This is a genomic window from Devosia sp. (assembly GCF_034675085.1).
GTDB lineage: Bacteria > Pseudomonadota > Alphaproteobacteria > Rhizobiales > Devosiaceae > Devosia.
Window position 1 is genome coordinate 1 of record NZ_JAUCDN010000233.1, and the last position, 5,258, is coordinate 5,258.

Sequence of the window (5,258 nt, forward strand, 5' to 3'; positions counted from 1 at the left end):
CAGGCGCTGTCGCCCGAATGGATGCCCGCTTCCTCGATATGCTCCATGATGCCGGCGACGAACACGTCCTTGCCGTCGCACAGGGCATCGACGTCGATCTCGGTGGCGCCGCTGAGATAGGCATCGAACAGCAGCGGATTGTCGGACAGCACCGAGTTGATCTGGCCGGTCTTGTCGTTGGGATAGCGCTGCAGGATATCGGGCGGCACAAGGCCGGTCAGCGTGTCCTGCACATAGCGCTCGAATTCATTGGCCGAATGGACGATCGCCATGGCGCGCCCGCCCAGCACATAGGACGGGCGGATGACCAGAGGATAGCCGAGGCGCTCGGCGACGAGCCGGGCCTGTTCCAGCGAATAGGCGATGCCGTTCTTGGGCTGGGTGAGTTCGAGCTTGTTGAGCAGCTTGGAGAAGAGATCGCGGTCCTCGGCCAGGTCGATGGCGTCGGGCTGGGTGCCCAGGATCGGCACGCCCGCCTTCTGCACCGCCTCGGCCAGATTGAGCGGGGTCTGGCCGCCGAACTGCACGATGACGCCGTGCAGCGTGCCGTTCTGCTTTTCGGTTTCGAGGATTTCGATGATGTCTTCTTCGGTCAGCGGCTCGAAATAGAGCCGGTCCGAGGTGTCGTAGTCGGTCGAAACCGTCTCGGGATTGCAGTTGACCATGATGGTCTCATAGCCGGCATCGGCCAGCGCAAAGGCGGCGTGGCAGCAGCAATAGTCGAATTCGATGCCTTGCCCGATGCGGTTGGGGCCGCCGCCCAGGATGACCACCTTCTTGCGATCGGACGGGCGCGCCTCGTCGTCGACCTTGCCGGCGAAGGGCACTTCATAGGTCGAATACATATAGGCGGTGGGCGAGGCGAATTCGGCCGCCGAGGTGTCGATGCGCTTGAAGGCCGGGCGCACGCCCAGCGAATGGCGCAGCTTGCGCACGTCTGCGGGCTTTACATTGGCCAACTGGGCCAGCCGCGCATCGGAAAAGCCCATGGATTTGAGGCTGCGCAGATTGTCCGCGTCCTGGGGCAGGCCGTATTGGCGCACCTTGGCTTCGGTATCGATGAGGCCTTGCATCTGCTCGAGATACCAGGGGTCGATCTTGCAGGCCTCGAAGATGTCTTCGATGGAAACGCCCAGGCGCATGGCCTCGGCCACATGCAGCAGACGCTGCGGGGTGGGGGTGCCCAGCGCGGCCTTGATGGCGTTTTTGTCCTCGCCTTCGCCCAGGCCCGGAATGCCGATCTCGTTGAGGCCGGTGAGCCCGGTTTCCAGGCTCCGCAGCGCCTTTTGCAGCGATTCCTGGAAGGTGCGGCCGATGGCCATGGCCTCGCCCACCGACTTCATCGAGGTGGTGAGGCGATTGTCCGAGCCGGGGAATTTCTCGAAGGCGAAGCGCGGAATCTTGGTGACGACATAGTCGATGGAAGGCTCGAACGAAGCCGGGGTCATGCCGCCGGTGATGTCGTTTTCCAGTTCGTCCAGCGTATAGCCGACGGCCAGGCGCGCCGCGACCTTGGCAATGGGGAAACCGGTGGCCTTGGAGGCCAGCGCCGAGGAGCGGGAGACGCGCGGGTTCATCTCGATGACGATCATGCGGCCATCCTTGGGATTGACCGCGAACTGCACGTTGGAGCCGCCGGTTTCCACGCCGATCTCGCGCAAGACGGCGAGGCTGGCATTGCGCATGACCTGATATTCCTTGTCGGTCAGGGTCATGGCCGGGGCTACGGTGATGGAATCGCCGGTATGCACGCCCATCGGGTCGATATTCTCGATGGAGCAGACGATGATGCAGTTGTCCTTCTTGTCGCGGACAACCTCCATCTCGTACTCTTTCCAGCCGAGCACGCTTTCCTCCACCAGCACCTCATTGGTGGGCGAGGCGTCGATGCCGCTTTCGCAGATGGCCAGATATTCCTCGCGGTTATAGGCGATGCCGCCGCCGGTGCCGCCCAGGGTGAAGCTGGGGCGGATGATGGCGGGCAGGCCGATGACCTCCAGCGCCTGCAGGGCCTCGATGGTGTTGTGGGCCAGCATGGAGCGCGGGGTTTCCAGCCCGATCTTCTGCATGGCGTCGCGGAAGAGCTCGCGGTCCTCGGCCTTGTCGATGGCCTCGGCGGTGGCGCCGATCATCTCGACGCCGAATTTTTCCAGAACGCCCATCTTGCGCAGGCTGAGCGCGCAGTTGAGCGCGGTCTGGCCGCCCATGGTGGGCAGCAGCGCGTCGGGGCGCTCCTTCTCGATGATCTTGGCCACCACCTCGGGCGTGATCGGCTCCATATAGGTCGCGTCGGCCAGATCGGGATCGGTCATGATCGTGGCGGGGTTGGAGTTGACCAGGACGATCCGGTAGCCCTCTTCCTTGAGCGCCTTGCAGGCCTGGGTGCCCGAATAGTCGAATTCGCATGCCTGCCCGATGATGATGGGGCCCGCGCCGATGATGAGGATCGATTTGATGTCGGTACGCTTCGGCATGGGGGCTCGCTCGGTCTGGTCACAATATGGGACGGGCGAGGGGGAATCGCCCGGACACACCTGTCCGCGCGAAACCCGCGCGGCAACTGAGCGCTGCGGCGCCGGGGAAGTAAACCGGACATGGTGGTTAAGTCGGCGGTTTAGCGGAAGACGGCCCGGTTGGGAAGGGGGCGGCGGCAGAGAGTTTTTTCGGCCCCGTCTCTATGCAAGGGGCCGGGTGCGATAAAGGGCGACGCGCAGCCCGCCATGCAGAACCGGCGGCAGCGGCTTTTCGAAGGCAAGGCCGGTGGTGCGCGCCAGGTCCTTGTCGGCGGTGATAATGCCGACGCGCCAGCCGGAAAAATGGCTGCGCAGTACGGTGCCCAGGCTGCCATGCAGCGCCAGCAGCGGCGCCTTGTTGCCCAGCCGCGTGCCATAGGGCGGGTTGATGATGACCAGGCCCGGCGGGCCGTCGGGGCGCCGGAGCTGGTCGATGGCGAGTTGCTCGAACGCGGTGAAATCGGCGACGCCGGCACGGTCAGCGTTCTCCCGACTCATGCGAATGGCGCCGGGATCGCGGTCGGAGCCGAAAAAGCGCAGCGGCACGGCGCGGGGGGAAGTTGGCGCGCGCATTGCCGCCCATGCCGTCGCATCGAAGCCGGGCAGCAGGCGGAAGGCGAAGTCGCGCTCGCGGCCGGGCGGCAGGCCCAGCGCGATTTCGGCGGCTTCGATGGGAAACGTGCCCGAGCCGCACATGGGGTCGAGCACGGGTTCGGTGCCGTCATAGCCGCACTGGCGCAGGAACATGGCGGCCATGGTCTCGCGCATGGGGGCGGCGTTGACCGCCTCCTTGAAGCCGCGTTTGTGCAACGAGGCGCCGGTGGTATCGAGGCTGATGGTGACGGAATCGTCCTCGATGCGCACCATCACGCGCAATTCGGCCTCGTCGCTGATGGGGGCGCCCAGTTCGGCGGCGATGGCATTGGCGACGCGCTGGGCGGCGGCTCCGGCATGATAGATGCGCGAGCGCTTGCAACTGGCCTCGACCTTGACCGCAATGTCGGGGCGCAGATGGCTTTTCCAGTCCACCTTGCGGGCGCGCTTGTCGAGCTGGGCCAGGTGCAGCGCCCGGAAGCTGGCAATGCGGGCAAGCACGCGGGTGGCCCCGCGCAGCACCAGATTGGCGCGCCACACATCGGGCATATGGCCCATGAAGGCAACGCCCCCGGCGACGATCCGCGCGCCGGCAAAGCCGGCCTCCAGGGCCTCTTCGCAAAGCGGGGCTTCGAGGCCCGGCGTGGCGACCAGATAAATCTCGAAGGGCTCGGTCATCAGCGCAGCCCCACGGGATCGACCATGCCCGATGCGCAGCCGCCCTCGGTGGGGCTGGCGGCGGCGATGAGGCGGGCGAAATCGTCGGGGCCGGAAATCTCGCCGGTAAGGCCGATGGTCAGTTCGGTGATGATGGTGCGATTGCCGTCCGGGGCGCATTCCATGCGCACCCGCTCTCCGGTGCCGGGCCCGAAAGCCTCGTCAAAGGCGGCGCGCACCTGGCGCAAGGTGATCTTGCGGCCGATATTGGCGGCGAAAAGCTCGGCGACCGGCGAGGCATTGAGGGCCAGCATCAAATCGAGCGCATCGGTGAAATAGCGCTCGGCGCTGGCGCCGTAGCAGGTGCCGTGCTTGGTCCATTCGTGCCTGTCGAGACCCGAAAGCGTGCCGGGCATGACCTCGTCCAGATCGCGGCGCAGGCCGGGGCTGAGCCGGGGTTCTGCGAGGCTGCGCCAGTCGCCGCTTTCGCTGGCGCGGCGTTCGGCGGGAGTGACGTTGCAATAGGCATTATCGCGCGGCTGTGGCCAGAGCCCATGCAGGGTGAAGTTGGTGGCCTCGAAGCTGTCGGGGCGCTGAGCGCGGCATTCGGGCTTGCGGGGGCTGGTTTCGCAGAAGGCCGGCTGCCAGTTGACCGCCAGGATATACTGGGTGCCGCGATAGTTGCGGCGTGGGGGCGGCGGCGGCGGCTCGTCCTGCCGGCCCTCGGCGTCGGTGGAGCGGGTGCCGCAATCGATGGCGACCCAGCGCCGGTCGGGCTGCGCGCCGGGCACCCTGATCCAGAGATGGGTGGGGCGGGCGCTGTTGCCGGCAAGAAGGTCATAGGCCGTGCCGGGGCGGATGAGGATATCGCCGGGATTGGTCTGGCGGCTGATCGACTGATAGGCCGGGCAGGCCCGGCCGGCGGTGAAATAGCCGCTCAGCGGCACCTCGGCCAAGGCGGGAAACGGCAGCAGCATCAGGATCAGCACGAGGAGCGGGCGCATGGGGCCTCCACAAACGACAGGGGAGCCTTAGCGGCTCCCCTACCTTTTTGCCAAGTGGAATGGCTCAGAGCGTGATGCGATAAAGCCCGAAACCGGCCTCGTCGGTTTCCCCCGTCGCCTCGATCTTGACGGCGGTGACGTCATCCACATGCGCGGCGGCCTTGGGGCCGGTGGGGAAAAGCACCGTGGTGTCGCCGATCGGGGCGAGCGACCAGTTGCTGTCGGCCTTGGGGTCGATGGTGCCGTTTTCCACGATATAGCGCACGATGATGTCGCGGTTGGTATCGGGCCCGATGAAGATGGTGTTCTGCGCTCCCGTGCCGGGGAAATAGCCGCCGCCACCGGCGCGGTAATTATTGGTGGCGATGACGAATTTCTGCTCGGGATCGATCGGCTTGCCGTCATACATCAGGTCAACGATGCGGCTGACATCGGGGTTGGGCTCGGACTTGCCGTCGGCGGCGAAGCGCGAGGGCTGGGTGAGGTCGAT

The 5,258-nt window shown here is 65.9% G+C and carries 4 protein-coding genes; all 4 read right to left on the reverse strand.

All coding sequences use genetic code 11. The features are described from left to right. The coding region (gene carB / locus VDP82_RS13455; RefSeq protein WP_323015361.1) for a carbamoyl-phosphate synthase large subunit at positions 1-2,474 on the reverse strand (2,474 nt) is incomplete at its 3' end. A gap of 201 nt (positions 2,475-2,675) precedes the next feature. Continuing rightward, positions 2,676-3,785: a THUMP domain-containing class I SAM-dependent RNA methyltransferase gene (locus VDP82_RS13460; protein ID WP_323015362.1), complete on the reverse strand. Its 1,110-nt coding sequence runs from the start codon at positions 3,783-3,785 to the stop codon at positions 2,676-2,678. After that, positions 3,785-4,768 carry a ribonuclease T2 family protein gene (locus VDP82_RS13465; protein ID WP_323015363.1) on the reverse strand — a complete coding sequence of 328 codons (984 nt, stop codon included), beginning with the start codon at positions 4,766-4,768 and terminating at the stop codon, positions 3,785-3,787. Before VDP82_RS13465 ends, VDP82_RS13460 begins: the two co-directional genes overlap by 1 nt. Before the next feature lie 64 nt (positions 4,769-4,832). Next, on the reverse strand, positions 4,833-5,258 hold a 426-nt coding region (locus tag VDP82_RS13470), incomplete at its 5' end, for a 5'-nucleotidase C-terminal domain-containing protein (RefSeq protein WP_323015364.1).

Coding starts and splice junctions, on each gene's coding strand:
- VDP82_RS13465 (WP_323015363.1), bottom strand. CDS start 4,768: ATGCGCCCGCTCCTCGTGCTGATCCTGATGCTGCTGCCGTTTCCCGCC.
- VDP82_RS13460 (WP_323015362.1), bottom strand. CDS start 3,785: ATGACCGAGCCCTTCGAGATTTATCTGGTCGCCACGCCGGGCCTCGAA.